The 18507-nt window shown below is 37.4% G+C and carries 10 protein-coding genes; 7 read left to right on the top strand and 3 right to left on the bottom strand.

Annotated features, from left to right (window positions below; all coding sequences use genetic code 11):
• Positions 1–600 precede the first annotated feature (600 nt).
• From ACFINK_RS01820 to tsaE, 7 genes are all read left to right on the top strand, one after another.
• On the top strand, positions 601–1320 hold the full coding sequence (locus ACFINK_RS01820) for a sulfate transporter family protein (RefSeq protein ID WP_375612793.1): 720 nt from the start codon (positions 601–603) through the stop codon (positions 1318–1320).
• A 986-nt stretch (positions 1321–2306) separates the two neighbouring features.
• Complete coding sequence (accD, locus tag ACFINK_RS01815) at positions 2307–3227, top strand: acetyl-CoA carboxylase, carboxyltransferase subunit beta (RefSeq protein WP_375638152.1); 921 nt, start codon at positions 2307–2309, stop codon at positions 3225–3227.
• 4 nt (positions 3228–3231) lie between these two features.
• Entirely contained in the window at positions 3232–4551 is a 1320-nt protein-coding gene (locus ACFINK_RS01810) for a bifunctional folylpolyglutamate synthase/dihydrofolate synthase (RefSeq protein WP_375606122.1), read from the top strand.
• A 44-nt stretch (positions 4552–4595) separates the two neighbouring features.
• Complete coding sequence (locus ACFINK_RS01805) at positions 4596–5594, top strand: complex I NDUFA9 subunit family protein (protein ID WP_375638151.1); 999 nt, start codon at positions 4596–4598, stop codon at positions 5592–5594.
• 713 nt (positions 5595–6307) lie between these two features.
• Positions 6308–7705, top strand: a complete 1398-nt coding sequence (ahcY, locus tag ACFINK_RS01800; RefSeq protein WP_375606120.1) for an adenosylhomocysteinase — start codon at positions 6308–6310, stop codon at positions 7703–7705.
• Positions 7706–7739: 34 nt separating this feature from the next.
• Positions 7740–10205 (top strand): sensor histidine kinase, encoded by a 2466-nt coding sequence (locus tag ACFINK_RS01795; RefSeq protein ID WP_375611363.1) that lies wholly within the window; start codon positions 7740–7742, stop codon positions 10203–10205.
• A 51-nt stretch (positions 10206–10256) separates the two neighbouring features.
• Positions 10257–10727 (top strand): tRNA (adenosine(37)-N6)-threonylcarbamoyltransferase complex ATPase subunit type 1 TsaE, encoded by a 471-nt coding sequence (gene tsaE, locus ACFINK_RS01790; RefSeq protein WP_375611362.1) that lies wholly within the window; start codon positions 10257–10259, stop codon positions 10725–10727.
• A gap of 680 nt (positions 10728–11407) precedes the next feature.
• Here tsaE and trxA read toward each other — a convergent pair.
• The 3 genes from trxA to addB form a co-directional block, all read right to left on the bottom strand.
• Positions 11408–11731: a thioredoxin gene (gene trxA, locus ACFINK_RS01785; protein ID WP_273790200.1), complete on the bottom strand. Its 324-nt coding sequence runs from the start codon at positions 11729–11731 to the stop codon at positions 11408–11410.
• Positions 11732–11908: 177 nt separating this feature from the next.
• Complete coding sequence (gene addA / locus ACFINK_RS01780; RefSeq protein ID WP_375612786.1) at positions 11909–15385, bottom strand: double-strand break repair helicase AddA; 3477 nt, start codon at positions 15383–15385, stop codon at positions 11909–11911.
• Entirely contained in the window at positions 15382–18504 is a 3123-nt protein-coding gene (addB, locus tag ACFINK_RS01775) for a double-strand break repair protein AddB (RefSeq protein WP_375638150.1), read from the bottom strand. The genes addA and addB overlap by 4 nt, the downstream gene beginning before the upstream one ends.
• Positions 18505–18507 lie beyond the last annotated feature (3 nt).

Below are 18507 nucleotides of genomic sequence, written 5' to 3'. Positions count from 1 at the left end.
TTTCTCCCTTTCTTTGCTTCTTCTCAAAAAACTGCTCTTCTATGGGATCTGACAGTCAATCGCCTAAGCTTATTTTTTCCACTTCTATCATATTAATCATTCTGTTGCCCAAAATTAGAATATCTACGGAGCTACTACGTTACCCCTATTCCATTGAACTCAATATTTTTTTGAAAGCGAGAGGCAAAAGCATGCCGCCAAATAGTAGAAAAGTACAGAATTTTAGGAATTGTGCAAAACAATTAAGCACTTAGATAAACGAAGTTAGATAACTCTACTGAATAAATAGAAGTAAACAACTTTTCTCCCAAATAGTTCTTATTCCTTAATTTTTTACATATATCATATAAACGCAATAATCTACACTATGTACAAAAATACTAAAAATTTCTTCTACAACAGCTACTTTTTAAATTCTTCTTTGTTTTTAAAAATCAAAATTTCTATTTATTCAAACTTTATTTTTAACAAAGAAACCTTAACCGTTTTTTATAATGTTCTTGAAAAAAATCTTGTAATTCAAAGAAAGAAAAAATTACACTGTACATACTTTAAATATATTTCTTGTTTTTTTTGCTTCTTTCCTTAGTTTATTAATCTATGATTTTTACTGCTGCTTATCGTGCTTTACAACGTCTTCTGACCTCGCAATATCGTATTATGATACTGAAAGCATTGGGGGTTACTTTTTTCATTCTCACCATTTTATGGTTATGTGTGCACCAACTTTTTGTGTCTTACTTTTGGCCCTGGATTGCTCAATTTCTTCCTGGACTCCCTAGTTGGGCGGGATGGATTGGTTTTAGCATGCTTATCATCTTTAATCTTGGGTTGGCTCTTTTGTTGGCTTTTTTGATTGCACCCATCACAGCTATGATTGGTGGTTTTTTCATTGACTCTGCTGCTGAAATCATTGAAAAGGAGGATTACCCAAACGAGCCTATTGGACAAGCCTTGCCGTTTCAGCGTTCTCTTATCATTTCCTTTAAATTTGTTATTTTAAGCCTTCTTGGTAATGGAATTGCTTTTATTTTATTCTTCATACCAGGTATTAATTTAATTGCTTTTTATCTTATTAATGGTTATTTGCTCGGTCATGAATATTTCTTGTTTGCGGCTTACCGTTTTCGAACAGAGCAAAATGCGCGTGCTTTTTTACATACTCATTACACAACAGTTTTTGGCGCAGGATTATTGATAGCGATTTTTGTTTCGATTCCTATTATTAATCTAGCAACACCGCTTTTTGCCGCCGCCTTTATGACACATTTACACAAAATGCTTTCCCAAAAGACCATAGCACGCATTACACAAAAATAGTGTTCCTTGACTTTAAGGTTAATAAAACTTGCCAGCCAAAGAAAGCATAATATAAAATTTTATGCTTTATCTTTTATTAAAGCAATATATTGATTTATAATGATAACTTATCGTTTCACAACATGAGTGAAAAACCTAAATATTATGAGGGTTTCTCATTTTAATCCTATTCATATTGGATCAATTGAAATCGTTTGTTAATATGTCATAAACGGAGGTGGTGTGCGGATAAAAGTACTTTCAAAAAAGCGTGAAATATCTTTATATGAATCCTCTTAATGCAAACATTATCGTCGTATTGAAAACTGAAAAAGAATATGATGGTGCCGCTTTGTACCCTCTATTTCAGTAAAAACGGATAGCATAATGTCTTTTATACCATTCATGGAGAGTGTATACTCTTCATAAGAGAGTTTTGGAAATTATTGAAAGATATCTGTGTAAAACAAGCACGTAAATGAGTAATATAATGATATTTTGAGCGTATTCTATTTTAATTGTAAAAAGCGTGCGCTTTAAAGAAACCTTTTGAAAAAAATCTTGCTCTGATGTTAGCGTTTCGCTAATATAGCGTTATTGTATTCATTATCTTTAATGGATTATTTTAGCCTTGTTAGCGCCTTATACTATAAGGTTTCTTTTCTTCAAAACTGTTGATACGAATGATTAATTGGATATTCATTTTTTATTAAAAATAAGGCGTTTGTTAACCATCGCAAGGAGTAAATTTTAACACCAAAGTAAAAAATACAAACATGTAAGTTCTTAGAACTTATGAGAAATTTATTATAGGGAATACTCTTCATGATGCATATGATTGTTATGATATGGGAAAAATTAAAAATTAAAAAACAAGCTATACGTACGCTGATAAAAGTATTAAATAGACTCCTTTGTTCAACCGGTAAAGTAAATGTGACTGCTTAAGTTCTATATTCTTTCAAATCATGCAAAAGATGCACAATATTTAAAGGAAGGTTATAAAGATGAACTGGATTACAAATTATGTTCGTCCTAAAATTAACTCTATATTGGGGCGCCGTGAAATTCCAGAAAATCTATGGATTAAAGATCCTACCAGTGGTGAAATGGTCTTCCATAAAGATCTGGAAGCTAATCAATTTGTAGCTCCCAATTCTGGTCATCATATGCGTATCAGTGCTAAAAATCGTCTCATGCATTTTTTTGATGATGGTGTTTATACAGCTCTTGAAAATCCAAAAGTTGTAACAGATCCTTTAAAATTTCGTGACGAAAAACGCTATATTGACCGGTTAAAAGATTATCGTTCTAAACTTGGGGTTGATGACAATATTTTAAGTGCACGTGGTACGATTGAAGGCTTACCAATTATTGCAACTGTTCAAGATTTCGCCTTTATGGGTGGATCACTTGGTATGGCTTCAGGAGAAGCTATTATCAAAGCTTTTGATACTGCCATTGCTGAAAGGCGTCCGCTGGTTCTTTTTGCTGCTTCTGGTGGTGCACGAATGCAAGAAGGAACACTCTCGTTGATGCAAATGCCCCGTACAACTGTAGCGATTGAAATGTTGAAAGAAGCAAAGCTTCCCTATATTGTTGTGCTGACTAATCCAACCACCGGTGGTGTTACTGCTTCTTACGCCATGCTTGGTGATATTCACATTGCCGAGCCTGGCGCTATGATTGGTTTTGCTGGTCCGCGTGTGATTCAACAAACGATACGCGAAACCCTACCAGAAGGTTTTCAAAGTAGTGAATATCTGCTTGAACATGGTATGATTGATATGGTTGTATCGCGTTTAGAAATGAAAACAACAATTGCGCGTATTTTACGCTTGATGATGAAACGCCCTGCTGTTTTTAACCCTTATGATCCATCCCCAACAGACTCTCAAACATCGCTTTCTAGGACAAAAGCAGCTTAAGTTTATGCAACAAAGTCAAATACAAAGGGTGGTGGATGATTTACTAAAAAATTATCCGAAAAAATTTGATCTTTCTTTAGAGCGTATTGTTCACCTTTTAGAGCGTCTTGGTAATCCACATTTAAAACTTCCACCTGTTATTCACATCGCTGGAACAAATGGCAAAGGATCTGCCTCCGCAATTTGTCGTGCTCTTTTGGAAAGTGAAGGATACTGCGTTCATGTTTATAGCTCACCTCATCTCGTCAACTGGAATGAACGCTGCCGGTTAGGTCAAAAAGGAGGTGGTCAACTTGTTACAGAAAACCAATTGGCTGAGACAATCCGTGAAATTATAAAAGTAAATCGTCAAGAGCCGATTACTATTTTTGAAATTTTTACAGCCGCTGCCTTTATGCTGTTTAGTATACATCCAGCTGATGTTGTTATTTTAGAAGTTGGATTGGGAGGACGTTTTGATGCTACCAATGTCGTTAACAAAACAGCTGTATCGCTTATTATGCCCATTGATTATGATCATGAGAATTTTCTTGGAAACACAATTGCTCAAATCGCTTTTCAAAAAGGGGGGATTATAAAACCAAACGTTCCAGTGGTCATCGGAAAGCAGAATTATGAAGAAACTCTTGCTACTTTAATACCCCTTGCCGATAAAAATAAAGCATCTTATGCTCTCTTTGATCAAGATTATCAAAGCTATAAAGAACATGGACGTATGGTTTTTCAAAACCATCAAGGTCTCATGGACCTTCCTCTTCCTAACCTTATTGGAGACCACCAAATTGCTAATGCTGGTGCATCTCTTGAAGCAGTTTATCAAGCGGGTTTTCAACTTTCAGAACAAACCATAAATGACGCTTTGAAGAATATTTATTGGCCCGCACGAATGCAGCGTCTTACCCAAGGGCTTTTGGTTGATCAACTATCTCCTGATATTGATTTATGGTTAGATGGTGGTCACAATCCTGCTGCAGGAAAAGTTATTGCGGCAGAACTTACACAATGGAGAAAAAAAACAGATCGTCCCATTATTATGATTGCTGGCATGCTTAATACCAAAGATGCTGTCGGTTATTTTCGTCCTTTAGCAAACCTTGTCGATAAAGTATATACGATACCGCTTATTAACAATGACGCCAGTCTCTCTCCAATAAACTTAGCTGAATCAGCCCAAAAAGCAGGAATCTTTGCTACTCCACAAGCACATCTACAAGATGCTTTGCATAAAATTAAAATGGAATATAAAGAGGCTATTGTCCTTATTAGTGGTTCTCTTTATCTTGCGGGTGATATTTTGCGTGACAATAAAACACCACCGTGCTAGATAATTAGCTATTTTTAAAGCTTTGAAAGATAGACCTTTTAATCATGCAACTTGATTGTGCACTTTATCAACATCCTAAACTCATTACTGTTTTTGGCGGATCCGGTTTTGTAGGACGACATGTCGTTGAAACTTTGACTAAGCGGGGATATCGCGTTCGCATCGCTGTTCGTTGTCCACAAAAAGCTTATTACATGCTACAAATAGGAGAAGTAGGACAAACCCAAATGCTTAAAACAGATATCAAGCATCGTGCCTCTGTTGCACGCGCATTGCTTGGAGCTGATGCAGCAGTGTTTTTACCCGGTAGCTTAAAACAAGCAAATCAATCGAATTTTAAAAGCACACAAATTGATGGTGCTTACAATGTTGCTGAATTAACAGTAGAAGCTGGTATTCCTCTCATCTATATGTCGACTCTTGTGGCTAGCGAAAACACTGCATGTCTTTATGCACGTGTTAAGTTTATGGGTGAACAAATCATTCATAACAAGAATCCTCAGGCAATTATTATACGTCCATCCATTATCTTTGGACCAGAAGATTGTTTCTTTAATACCTTAGCAGATTTGTCACGTTTTTTACCAATTATGCCTCTTTTTGGAGGTGGACAAAGCAAATTGCAACCCGTGTATGTTGGTGACGTTGCTGAGTTTATCGTGCGCGCTTTAGATGGACAGGTTGCTTGGGGAAAAAATTATGATCTTGGTGGTCCCCAGATTATCACCCTCCAAAATGCTCTTGAAAATATACTTAAAATCATTCGTCGTAAAAAAACAATCCTATCTATGCCTCTTTCTGTCGGTCTATTGATTGGAGGAATTTTGGGAACAATCGGTAAATTGCCTTTTGTACCAACACTCGTAACAGCCAATCAAATACGCTTTTTGCAAATGGATAACATTGTTTCTAAAGAAGCTATAGAGAATGGATATACTCTAGAAGGAGTAGGAATTACTCCTAGAGCAATGACTGCATTCTTGCCAAGTTATCTCTGGCGATTTCGTCCACATGGTCAATTTTCCCAAAACCTACTCGTCTAGAATAAATTCTTCTAAAACTGAGTTAATTATTTGATTTATAATTCATAGCGCGTTGTTAGCGGTTTTAAAATCAGAGTGTTCAATAGAGTGATGTTTTTGCATTTTTAATGCTCCATTTAGTATCACAAAACATGTTTCCTCGCACATCTATAGTATTTTGATAAAAACTGTTGGAAACAGGAGAAAAGCACTTCTTATAAACTGTCTTTATCCAAGAGCAGGTGCAACATTGGAATCCTAAAGAACCGATCCTGAACTGCCTATCCATAAACATGATAATCTATAGCTTTGCATTTATATTATTTTGCCAAAAAGCTTAATAATGAGATTAAAGTAATTCTTCCTTTTTCAAAAACCGCATAAGTGAGTAGAATACGAGTATACTACTTTCGATATTATCCCATAAAAATCGATATAAAAACTGTAAAGCAATGCACCATTTTTATTATTTAAAAGGTATTCCCTCTGGAAACTTTTAAAAGCTTTAAAGTTACGTGAAAAGGATAGAATTTTGTTTATATAATAAAACTTATCATGAAGATCTCCTACTCTGTCAGTAACATCACTACTCAGATCCATAAATGCATATTTGTTGCACAAATTTATGGAGATTTTAAAAGAGCTTTTTCACATAAAGAAGTCCTCTTCTTGTCTTGCATTTTTTTTTAATTTCTCCTACCGTCTTGGAAAAAATTATTTTAAAGGAATGAAGAATGGCAGCTCAAGATTTTGTTGTCAAAGATATTGCACTTGCCGCTTATGGTCGTAAAGAACTTGATATTGCTGAAACTGAAATGCCTGGTTTGATGGCTTGTCGTAAGGAGTTTTCTTCCAGCCAACCTTTGCGCGGAGCGCGTATTTCTGGCTCATTGCATATGACAATTCAAACAGCTGTTTTAATTGAAACATTAAAAGCAATTGGCGCCGATATACGGTGGAGCTCTAGCAATATTTTTTCTACGCAAGACCATGCAGCAGCAGCTATCGCCGCAACTGGCATTCCTGTATTTGCCGTTAAGGGTGAAACATTGGAAGAATATTGGACTTATATAGATGCAATCTTCCAATGGCCAGATGGTAATCCTTCCAATCTTATTTTAGATGATGGAGCTGACGCCACAAACTATATTTTAATGGGAAGTCGTGCAGAACAAAATAAAGATATTTTATCGCATCCCAAAACAGAAGAAGAAGAAATTTTTTTCAAACAAATACAAAAGCGTATGGATGCAACGCCAGGTTTTTTTACACAACAGCGCGCAGCAATTAAAGGTGTAAGCGAAGAAACCACAACAGGTGTAAACCGTCTTTATCAGTTACAAAAAGAAGGACTTCTACCTTTTCCTGCTATTAATGTTAATGATAGCGTCACTAAATCAAAGTTTGATAATAAATATGGATGTAAAGAATCATTGGTCGATGGTATTCGACGTGGAACAGATGTGATGATCGCTGGTAAAACTGCCATTGTCTGTGGTTATGGTGATGTAGGAAAAGGTTCAGCAGCATCTCTTTCTGGTGCTGGGGCTCGTGTTAAAGTAACAGAAATTGATCCTATCTGCGCTCTTCAAGCCGCTATGGATGGCTATGAAGTTGTTAATTTGGATGATGCTGCTTCCAGTGCTGATATTATCATCACGACAACAGGCAATAAAGATGTTGTTCGTTTAGATCATATGCGACAAGTAAAGGATATGTGTATTCTTGGAAATATTGGTCATTTTGATAACGAAATCCAAGTCGCTGCCCTTAGAAATTTGCCATGGACGAATATTAAACCACAAGTTGATATGATCACCTTTCCCGATGGAAAACGCATCATTTTGCTCTCTGAAGGACGATTGTTAAACCTCGGCAATGCGACGGGGCATCCTTCTTTTGTCATGTCAGCTTCGTTTACCAATCAAGTTTTAGCGCAAATTGAACTTTTTACCCGTACAGAACACTATACAAATGAAGTCACTGTTTTGCCTAAACATCTTGATGAAAAGGTTGCACGTCTACATCTGGATCGGTTAGGAATAAAATTAAGTGTTTTATCAGAAGAACAAGCCGCTTATATTGGAGTCTCACCACAAGGACCTTATAAACCAAACCATTACCGTTACTAATACGTTTCCTTGGGTTAAAAAAGGGAAAGATGTCGTGCTCAGCTTTGGTGACTATAACCCCAAAGAAAAAACTCAAAAAGAGATCCGAATCTATACGTATATACTTTGCCTTTTTTTCTTTTTTTCTCCAACATGCGCTTTTTCTCAGTCATTGGAAGGTTATTTACCATTTTTCTTCACTTTGCCGAATGGTCCATGGCTGCTTTTAGCGCTGTGTGGAGGAATTTCTTGTGCTTCACTTCTCACGTGCCTAGCTGTTACCGTGCGTGCAAAAAAAACTGCACAGAAGCCTTTGAAGATAATTCAGGCAAATTTTTCTGAAAAACTTAAATATTATGAATGGCTTCTGGAAGAAACCGAGCAATTCCTTCTTATTTGGGAAAATCCAACAACCTTACCCCATGTTGTTGGTGCTCTTTCCGCATTGCAAAAAATAGGAATCGATCAGAAAGATTTTCAGCGTTTTGAGCTCTGGGTTGAAGAAAATTCTCTGCGAGAACTTGATTATGCATTGACTCAACTCCGTTGTAAATGTCACCCTTTTGATCTTTCTATCACCACCACAAACAATGTACTGCTACAAGTTACAGGAGTCATCGCAGGAACAGTCGCCATTGCTCGTTTTCAAGATATCTCAAAACAACAGAGTGAAAATGCTCGTTTACAGAAAGATATCGCCCGCCTTCTTACTGAACTGAGAATGCAGCGTAATCTTCTTGATCTTATTCAAGAGCCCGTATGGATAAAAGATTGTGAAGGAAAAGTTTGTTTTATCAATCGCGCCTTTAGAGAAATGACAGACTTTCGTGAAGACAGTGATGACGTGGGGGATCTTTTCAATGAAAATACACAACGCAAAACAGATGAAACAGAAACAATTTTTCAAGAACATGTTCATACGGTTATTGGTGGAGAACGGCACCGTTTTCATCTCACACGTATTACAACAGCTGAAGGGATGGCAGCTTTTGCACGTGATGACAGCGCCTATGAAAATCTTGCTCATGAATTAAGATATGTTCTTCAAAGTCATTGTGAAACACTTGACCAAATTTCAACAGCTGTAGCCATTTTTGATACAAACCAAAAATTAAAATTCTGTAATCACGCTTTCAAAATTTTATGGCCGTTGGAGAGTTCTTTTTTAGAAAGTGAACCAAGCCATACATTGTTTCTTGAACGTTTACGTGAAAAGGGGCTCATTGCTGAACACCCTGATTGGCGCGCATGGAAAGAAGAACTTTTAAAAGCCTATTGGCAAACAGAATCGAACCAACAAATTTGGAATCTTCCAGATGGGCGTACAGTGCGTGTTGTCTCGAACCCTCATCCACAAGGAGGTGTCACTTGGCTTTACGAAAACCTTACTGAAAAAATTGATCTTGAGCGCCGTTATAATACACTTATTAAAATACAAGGTGAAACACTTGATAAACTTTCTGAAGGTGTGGTCGTTTTTGGTACTGATGGACGCCTTCGCTTATCGAATCCTGCCTTGTCGAAATTGTGGTCTCTTCCTTATAATTTACTGGTAGAAGGAACCCATATTACACAGTTACAAAGCCATTGTTCAGCCTTAACCTTGGGGCAAGAATGGGATCAATTTACCAAGTTCATTACCGGTTTTGCTGAAAAACGTGAAACATTTTCAGGTCGTATAGATCTTAAAAATGATATGATTATTGACTATACTCTGGTCCCTCTTCCTAATGGACAAACGATGCTTACTTTTGTGAATGTTACGGACACTGTCCATGTTGCGCGTGCTCTTCAAGAAAAAAATGAAGCATTAGAAAGTGCTGATCGTTTGCGTAATGAATTTGTCCAACATGTTTCTTATGAATTACGCACACCTCTCACCAATATTATTGGATTTTCGGATATTTTACGTGATCAAATTTTCGGCTCTATCAATGAACGTCAACAAGAATATCTTGAACACATTCATTCAGAATCAGGAACTCTTTTAAATATTGTTAACGATATTCTTGATCTTGCTACCCTTGATGCAGGCATTATGGAGTTGGACATAAAATCGGTTAACATTGCCGATGCTATGATACAAGCAGTAGCACGTGTAGAAGATCGCCTTAATGGACGGCATATTACGCTTTTACAACAAATTTCTCCTTCCTTAAATTCTATTTCTGCTGATGAAAAGCGCTTGCATCAAATTTTTGTGAATGTACTGAGTAATGCTATTAATTTTGCAACGGAGGCGAGTACTATTGAATTTTGCGTCGATGAACAAGATGATAACATTGTCTTTAGCGTTCACAATCAGGGCTCTGACATCCCAGAAGACGTTCTTGATCGTATTTTTAAACGTTTTTCTTCCCATTCACACCATGGTGGGCGTGCGGGAGCGGGTCTTGGCCTTTCCCTTGTAAAAAGTTTCGTTGAACTACACGGTGGACATGTTGAAATTCTTACCGGTTCTGGAAAAGGAACAACAGTTAAATGTTTTTTCCCACTCTCCAAAGGAGATACGATTTTTTAATTTTAACCTTTATGATAACAAAAATTTTTCATCCATTTCATGGAACTTTTAATGAATTTTAGTTTTTTTCTTGAAAATGAAGAGGCAACAAAGCTTTTTGCACAAAATTTAGCTCTTTCTTTAAAGCCAGGAGATCTTGTAACGCTGCAAGGAGATCTTGGAACTGGAAAATCAACCATTGCACGTACAATCATTCAAACACTTGCGAACGATAACACTATAGATGTTCCAAGCCCTACTTTTACTCTTGTGCAAAGCTATCAACTTCCAAAGTTTGAAATTATTCATGCTGATCTTTATCGCCTTTCTATGGCAGAAGAAATTGATGAATTAGGGCTTCATGAAGCTCGTGAGAAAAATATTTTACTTGTTGAATGGCCAGAAAGAAATACAGCTCTTTTAGAACTCGCCACTTTTGCACTCACCTTACACTATAAAGAACATGGGCGTCATGTAACAGTTAGATCAGCGCAACATTCCATTGAATGTTTGCAACAGTCTTTTACAATTCGTACATTTTAAAAAAACATGAACATCATCATTTTTTAATTTGATAATACCTCAGTACTACCTATGAAATCTGAGATGATGGACAACATAAAGAAGGCTTCATGGAGGCACCAACCATGGAAGATGAAACGAAATGATGACTCTTTTATATAACAATGACATAAATTGCAAAGGACAGCCGTTAATTTATAGAAATTCATCAATTTATTTTAGAGAATCTGATACCTACAATTTTGATTTTAGAGAATAGTATAAGAGAATTTTAAATTGAAGTGATAACCCTTTAGAAGAGCATTATATAACCTGTAGTGAATTGCTTGTCTCTTTCTGCTTAAAAATTGTGAGCTTCAGAAAAGTAATTTGCAAAGTTTTTGCTTAAAATCTCCCTTTATGTGTTGAAAACACTATCTATCTCAATAGTCTTATCTAAGAAGAAATACCTTTAATGAAATTATCATTCACCCAATATTTTTAACGCGCCTATAAGGAAAGAATTGCATATATTCTTCATACAAAGCAATTTTTTATAAAAAATGGCCAATTGAATCATGCATAAAAGCACGAATTCTTAAATTCATTTAAAATTTTGATTTTTATTGTCTTTTCATTATAACATAATGCAAAAAAGAATATTTTAAAAAAGTCAAAAGGAGAGACAAAATTTCTCTCCTTTATAGTAATTATACGTGGAATTAACTAAGCCCATCTTTTATCCATTCAGAAAGACGTCCTTTAGAGGTAGCGCCAACCATATTCGATGAAATATTTCCATTTTTAAACATTAATAATGTAGGGATAGAACGTACTCCGTATTGGGTAGCCAGTTCCGGATTTTCATCAATATTTACCTTAGCAATTTTAACTTGATTTTGCATTTCTATTGAAATTTCATCCAACATTGGAGCAATCACTTTGCAAGGGCCACACCATTCTGCCCAAAAATCAACCACAACAGGGGTGGAAGAAGTTAGAACTTCACTTTCGAAATTGTCCTTATCAACTTTTATACACGTCATTGATTTATCCTTTATATTCACCTTTTATAGATTGGTATAATAACAATTCATATCAAGTTATTGCAAAGATAAATTATTAAAGGACTTTTTTACACTAGGGATTGTGCGTTGTGTTTGTTTGAGCGATTTTATGAAAGTAAATAAAATGTAAAAATGCTTTGCAAGGAAAAGAGTAACTTATAAGGCAACTTCACTAAGAAATGCCTCAAGTTTTTCTGGAGGAAGTTTAAAAATTTTGGCTTCTTTACTGTAGATAAGCAGAGCCTGTATATCTTTATCGGGATGAATAGCTTGCAATAACTTTCGATAAAGAGCCATTTGCAACCAATGATGAGAAGCAATAGCAGCTTCATTTTCTGGCGGGGTTCCTGTTTTAAAATCTGCAAAGATAACGCTGTTTTGCGTGATGTAGAGACGGTCAATTTGACCAGAGATTGCTTGTTCTTTTCCACGAATTTTCACAATACCCATTAAGGAGACCTCAGCACGTGAATGCTCAGAGAAAAGGGGTTTGAGATAAACATGATCTAATATTTTCCAAATATGGCAAAGAGCATCTTCTCTTTGGCTCTCATGCCAATGAGAGGCTTTGATATTGAGATAGTTTCGAGCATAATCTCGACGTTTTTGTGGGGGACAATCGGGTAAATACTGTAACAATCGGTGAACGAGATTACCATATTCAATGGAAAAAGCTCTGTTTGTGTTCATGGCTCCTAAAACAGGTGAAGTGGTAAGCTGTTTTGGACTTGAGGACAGCTCTGTATCAGCTTCAATGGAAAGGCTCGCCACTGACGGTTTTAACGGTTTTGGTAACACTGGTTCTGCTGGTACTTTATGGGAGAAAAAGTCTGGTAGAGGTGGAAGTGTTTGGCACTCAACGGAAGAAATTTTTTGGTTTATAGAAGTAGAAGAAGGCGGTGTAATGCAATAACGCCAAGCTGCAATATCTTCCGCAGGACCTTTTATAGCTACCGCATGTGGTTCGAGAGCTCTCTTTACCAGTTGTAACCATGTATGAGATGGCGTTTTCGGACCTTTATACCCGCAAACAAACAAGCGATCTTCAGCGCGTGTCATTCCTACATAAAGAAGGCGCCTATACTCCTCTTCAGCACGCTCTTTTAAACGCAAAATTGCTTGTTTAGAAGGCATTGTATCGAATTCTGCATTAGGGCGCCAGATAAAAGCTTGTTGGTCACTCAAATATGCATTGTTCAAGGGAACTTCAAGCAAGTGAGGTGAATGCTGGGGATGCCAAATCGCACTACCGGGATCAACTAAAAATACAACAGCAGCCTCCAGTCCTTTTGCGGCGTGAACAGTCATGATGCGAATTTCTTCATGATTTTGGTCAAACTCACGTTTAATTTCTGGTTCACTGACACTTAATGTTTCCAAAAAAGCTTGTAATCCTGGTAACCCCGTTTTTTGAATCGCGAGTGTGTAGTCCATAAAAGCATCAAGCACATCATTGGCTTCCGAGCCTAAGCGCGCTAAAATTTTTTGTCGTCCCTTATCATCATTTAAGATATGACTATAGAATTCGAAGACTGGTATTTTATCCACTAAAGTACGATATTGACTCAAGCTTTCAAAAGTATCTTTAAAAGGAATATGCGACGATGCCTGTTCACAAAGGCTTTTCCAAAGGGAGCCTGTACGGTGAGCGGCAAGTTGATAAAGTTCCTCTTCGCTAAGCGCAAAGAGTGGACTTTTTAAAACACAAGCAAGAGACAAATCGTCTTGTGGTTGCAAAACAAAACGTCCGAGTGCCATTAAATCACGCACACTCATATGTTTTATAAGCTGTAAACGGTCTGCACCAGCGACGGGTATATTGCGTTGTTTAAGGGCACGAGAAAGCGCTAGGGCAAATTGATCACGCTTACGAACCAAAACCATAATATCACTAGCACGCAATAACCGCCCTTTTGCTGGAAGCATTTCTCCTTTGTGTAACCAGCCTGCAATCGTTTCAGCAACTTTTTCTGCCAAACGTACTGCTGGTATATCTAAATGATCAACAGTTACATGCCAATCATCAGGAAATTCGTCTTTTTCTTTAGAAATGGCATCCCATAAAATAACTTCACCTGGACTGTGAGTACGGATAGCTTCGTGTATGGTTTTTGTATTTTCTGCTGAAAGCCCTTTATAATTCTCTGGTGTTTCAAAGACAAGATCCACACTTTTAAGAACATCGGCTGTGGAGCGAAAAGAGTAATTCAATTGTATTTTTTCAAATTTCTGCTTTGCTTGTTGTGCTTTTTTTTGAATAATTTTGCCATTTGCAGCAAAATTTTCTGGTGCAGCGCCCTGAAAGGAATAAATAGACTGTTTTTCATCTCCAACAGCGAAAAGAGTACGTATATTGTCACGTTGACTATGACCTGTAAAAAATTCTTGCGCTAAAAGTTGAATAATTTTCCATTGATCAGGGTTCGTATCTTGTGCTTCATCAAGCAAAATATGATCAAGACCCTTATCAAGTTTATAGTGCACCCATTGGCTTGCACCTTTGCGCTGTAACAAATGGAGTGTGCGCTCAATGAGATCATCAAAGTTTAAAAAACCATTGGCTTTTTTTAAATTTGCATAAATTTTGAGATAAAGGGCACAAAGCTGAAAAGCAGCCATATTGAGGGTGGCAACTTTTGCACAGTGATATTTTTCTAAAAGAACAGAAAGCTTGCTTTGTTTATCTTTAATCAATTGTTGAATAAAAGGCCAAATTTCATCTGATTTTTTAGACGATATAAGTGCAAAATTACGAGGTTTACCTTCTGTTGTAAAATAAATATTTGAAACAATATCAATGATAGTTTCTTCATCACAAGCAGTTTCTAATTGGGGAAGTTTTTCAATGATACTCTTAGTGTTTTTATTCCCATGGGTTTCACAATGGTTAAGAGCATAAAGAGGAAGACGAGCAGTCTGTTGAATTTTTTCTAGTAATTGCTGATTTGTATCATCAGGTGCTAAATTAAACAGCGCCCGCAATTTCTCTTCTCCATTTTCAGACAGAAGAGAAGACAAAAAATCAGACAGTTTATGTTGCTTTTCAGCTGCTTCATACAGCAATTGGTTAAAAGTATGTTCACTGATAACCTTAAGCAGCTGTTTTAGAGCGGGTTGTATATCATGATGCTTTAAAAGTTGGCAGCGGGCTTCTTGTAGTAATTTCTTGCGGTTGATATCATCTATGAGTTCAAAATGTCCAGCAATATTGGCTTCTAGCATAAATTGATGCAAGAGAGATTCGCAAAATGCGTGAATAGTCTGTATTTTCAAACCACCAGGTGTTTCTAAAGCACGCGCGAAGAGTTGGCGCGCATAGGTTATTTTTGTTGCACTGATAGGTTTGTTTTCAAACTTCGATAAGATTTCTTTAAGCTGTGCATCATCGAGTTCATTCCAGCTGGAGAGTGTGCGAAAAATCCGCGATTGCATAACAGCGGCGGCGGCTCTCGTGTAAGTAAGGCATAAAATACGTGCTGGAGAAGTACCGTTTAAAAGCAAACGAATAACGCGTTCGGTTAGAACATGGGTTTTTCCAGATCCTGCATTTGCAGAAACCCATACATGTGTTTTTGGATGTGTTGCTGTTGCTTGTGCATCAAGGGCTGCTTCAGGAATAGAAAAAAGAGTCATGATTGATCTCCTTTATGAAATCCATTTGACCATTCCCATAAGCGTGCCAGATGATCATAGTCACTTTCATATTGTTTTAACATAGGGACTGCGTGTGAAAGATAGCCTTGTTGTGGATTTTGATAATACTCCATTAACGCGATAAGATGTTCCCACGCCCTTTCACCAAGATTAATAACATTTTGGTGATCTTTTTCCGCTTTTTCTGAAAGAATTAATTGAGGAGTAATCTTACCTTTTCCATTAAGAGGAATATAAAATAGTTTTGAGGGGGACAGATTTTGAAAATCTGTAAAAGCTCCTCTCATTAATAGAGCGGTTTCCAATGCTAATTGTGGAAATAATAATTCGCGAACCTGTTTTGATGAAGGGGGTGTACTCGTTTTAAAATCAAGTATTTCAACCGTTTTGTTTGGCAATATATCAATACGATCAGCACGTCCTGAAAGAGTTACCCCTGTTGTACCTATGGGTATTTTTTGCGATTCCACTTCCGAATGTCGTATTCGGGGTTCTAGACTTTGTTCCCATTGCAAAATAAAGGGAGCAAGATTTTCAAATGTATTCCACCAGATTGTTTCAACATCAGCAGGCAAATTAAACTTATCAAATTCTTTACGTCCAATAGCGAGCAACACATCTAATGCATTTGCAGCATTTAGATTTTTTATTTGTGTGCAAAAATCTGCAAGAATAGTGTGATAAAGTGTTCCGCGTTCAGAAGCACCAAGGTCATGAATAAGGGCTTTAAGTGGTTTGAGCCTTAAGATTTTTTTAGCATAAATGGCATAAGGGTCATGGCGTAACGTTGTTATTTCGGTGATGGAAAAATGACGTGGACGCACTGCAATGGGTGGCACAGGGCAAGGGCGTGTTGCACAAGCAGACATGTCCGTATTGTCAAGCATCTTTGCCCAATGGCGTATCTTTTCACCTCGTGCACGGATTTGTTTCCAAACTTGTTGTCCTACGACAGTTTCTAAGCGTTGTAGCCAGCGTGAAGGGAGAGAAGGAACATGATCAACTCGTAGTGCTCGGCTCATCACCACTTTATCCATTCCCATCGCCCATTGAAAATCATGCGCGGAAAGACCAATACGCTGTTCTGGTGGTTCCAGAGTTAACATCATTTTCATCGGTCGCGATAAAAAAGCATCATTTCGGGTTGATATCGGCCATGATCCTTCATTAAGACCACCAATGACCACTGTATCAACCGTTTGCAAACGCGATTCCAAAGTACCCCAGATGAATAAACGTGGATGTCCTCCAGGCGAAGGTGCGACGGAACGGGTTGCTATTATGGCAGAAAACATAGCGGGCCATTCACAAAGATGAAATGTTAATCCCGATTGATCACTGACCAATTCACGCAAAAAATTTGATAAGGCTTGTCCTGCTTCATGTTGATAAAGATGTGCAAGAGAATTATCCTCATTGCGACCAAAATTTTCAAAAACCTCAACAGTTGCTATTGCAGCCTCATTGATGGTGCATTCTTTCTCTTGTTTCATAAGAGACGTTAAAGGCTCAACAGCTTTTTTTAAAAGATGACAAAAGAGACGTGCTTCTTCACATTTCTGCTGATCAAGGGTGTTATTTTCAGAACTATTATGAAAAGATGTTTCAATCCATTTTTCAAGAAATTGATCACATTCGCAAAGATTAATACGCCCTGTATTCCCTCGAAGAACAAAAAGTTCAAAATTTTCTGCCATTTCCCGTAAACGATGACGATTTTGTTGGAGTGTTGTAAGGGGATGTTTAAGAAGAGAAAGAAAAGCAATGGGATCATCAGGTTGCAATACATTTTCTAAGATAAGTCGTAAGAGAGTTACAGGCAATGTTTGTGCAAGTGGTATTCCGCCTGAATCATTTGCTTCAATTCCAAATCGCTGTAATTCCACAGCAACACGGCGTGCTAAATTACGGTCATTTGTAATAAGGGCTGCAGTTTTTTGAGGTTCTTCAATAGCTTTGCGTAAGGTAACAGCTATAGCGAGAGCTTCTTCACGTTCATTTATAGCTTCAATAAATGACCAATCTGCACAAAGATTTTCATAATCATCACGGATAATTTGTATCCATTTATCTGTTGTAGAAGCAGGTCGGAGTGCTTCTGATAAAAGAGCCATTCGTTTTTTCTTTGTTATACTTTGTTGGCCAATTTCGCAAACATGATGACGTTGACACTCCATGAGAGTTAGAAGTTTTTTTAAATGATATTGAGGATGGCTAAAAACATTTTCTGCAGGATCAAAAAAATCACAAGCTGTTTTTTCTTTATTGCTTGTGCTTAGTGCATTCCATTGTTCTTCATCCATATGAAGATCAAGGCCAGGAAGAACAACAGCCCCTTTGGGCAGAGAAGCTATAACCTTTAAAAGATGAGAAACTGCGGGCATAGAACCTGACACACCAGCAGCAATGATAGGTTTATCAGGCTGCGTGCATCGCAAAGTCTCTGCATGCATTGTGAGTGCTTGATTACGCCATTCCGCGGGATTGCTTCGTTGCCTTTCGGTCAAGATTTGTGGCCAATTTTGCGTAACAATAGTCAGAAAGTCGAGCGTTATTTGCCACCATTCAGCGACCATATCAGGTGCAATATCTTTAAGTTTCGACCAATCTGCTCCTTCTGTTTCAATTTCGTCCATCAAATGCGCTAAATCCTGAGCAAGCCAAATTGCATCAGCACTATGAGCCGGAATAAGTACATCTTCTGTACCAAACATGGCACGCAGATGCGCAGGTAAATTTTCACGCCATGGGCGAATAAGGCGCGCTAAAAGCAGTAAGCGTTCACTTTTTCCAATGGGTGGATTCAGAGTGCTGGTATGATTTTCAACAAAAAGGAAACTGTCTTCATCGACATCTCCTAGAGCACGAATGGTTGGTAAGAAAGTTGATTGTGTATCGCTTCTTTCAACAAAGGCTAAACGTAAAGCGCGAGCAGCACGACGTGTCGGAACATAAATAAGGCTATCGGCAAGGGCAGTTTGAATGTCTCCATTGGGAGCGAAATTATCAATAAGGGTACCGGAGAGCAGTGCCTCAACAAAGTGAGGCAAAAAAGCCATTCCAGAAGATATAGAAAAGACACGTGGTTTATAAGTCATATG

The sequence above is a fragment of the Bartonella sp. AA16NXGY genome (assembly GCF_042197325.1).
Lineage (GTDB): Bacteria > Pseudomonadota > Alphaproteobacteria > Rhizobiales > Rhizobiaceae > Bartonella.
This window is presented reverse-complemented; position numbering and strand designations above follow the sequence as displayed.

Coding starts and splice junctions, on each gene's coding strand:
- ACFINK_RS01820 (WP_375612793.1), top strand. CDS start 601: ATGATTTTTACTGCTGCTTATCGTGCTTTACAACGTCTTCTGACCTCG.
- accD (WP_375638152.1), top strand. CDS start 2,307: ATGAACTGGATTACAAATTATGTTCGTCCTAAAATTAACTCTATATTG.
- ACFINK_RS01810 (WP_375606122.1), top strand. CDS start 3,232: ATGCAACAAAGTCAAATACAAAGGGTGGTGGATGATTTACTAAAAAAT.
- ACFINK_RS01805 (WP_375638151.1), top strand. CDS start 4,596: ATGCAACTTGATTGTGCACTTTATCAACATCCTAAACTCATTACTGTT.
- ahcY (WP_375606120.1), top strand. CDS start 6,308: ATGGCAGCTCAAGATTTTGTTGTCAAAGATATTGCACTTGCCGCTTAT.
- tsaE (WP_375611362.1), top strand. CDS start 10,257: ATGAATTTTAGTTTTTTTCTTGAAAATGAAGAGGCAACAAAGCTTTTT.
- trxA (WP_273790200.1), bottom strand. CDS start 11,731: ATGACGTGTATAAAAGTTGATAAGGACAATTTCGAAAGTGAAGTTCTA.
- addA (WP_375612786.1), bottom strand. CDS start 15,385: ATGACTCTTTTTTCTATTCCTGAAGCAGCCCTTGATGCACAAGCAACA.
- addB (WP_375638150.1), bottom strand. CDS start 18,504: ATGACTTATAAACCACGTGTCTTTTCTATATCTTCTGGAATGGCTTTT.